This window comes from Aeromonas sp. PrichA-15 (genome assembly GCF_017939245.1).
GTDB classification, from domain to species: Bacteria; Pseudomonadota; Gammaproteobacteria; order Enterobacterales; family Aeromonadaceae; genus Aeromonas; species Aeromonas caviae.
Genome location: NZ_JAGKRH010000311.1, coordinates 1 through 293, shown reverse-complemented (window position 1 = coordinate 293; position 293 = coordinate 1). Strand labels below are relative to the sequence as shown.

Annotated in this window: 1 protein-coding gene; it reads right to left on the bottom strand. The window is 68.9% G+C overall.

The annotated features are described in order from the left end of the window. On the bottom strand, positions 1-293 hold a 293-nt coding region (locus tag J9889_RS21985), incomplete at both ends, for a hypothetical protein (RefSeq protein ID WP_210558205.1).

Sequence of the window (293 nt, the reverse complement as noted above, 5' to 3'; positions counted from 1 at the left end):
TCGGTGTTGCTGATGGTGCCGTCGTTGTTCACGTCTTCGGTGATGACCACGGTCGGGGCGCCGGTCGCGGTGGTGTCGCCCATGGTGGCGCTGTCGCTGCCCGGCAGCGAGACGTTGCCCGCCGCGTCCACGATGGTGGCGGTCACAGTCAGCGTCACGCCGTCCGCCGGACGGTCAAACTCGTAACCCACCTTGCCCGCCGTGATGTCGGCATCGGTCAACAGGCGGTCGGCCTGGCCGCTCACCTTGAGGGTGTCCCCGGCCTTGGCATCGCCCGGCAGGCTCACGTCCAC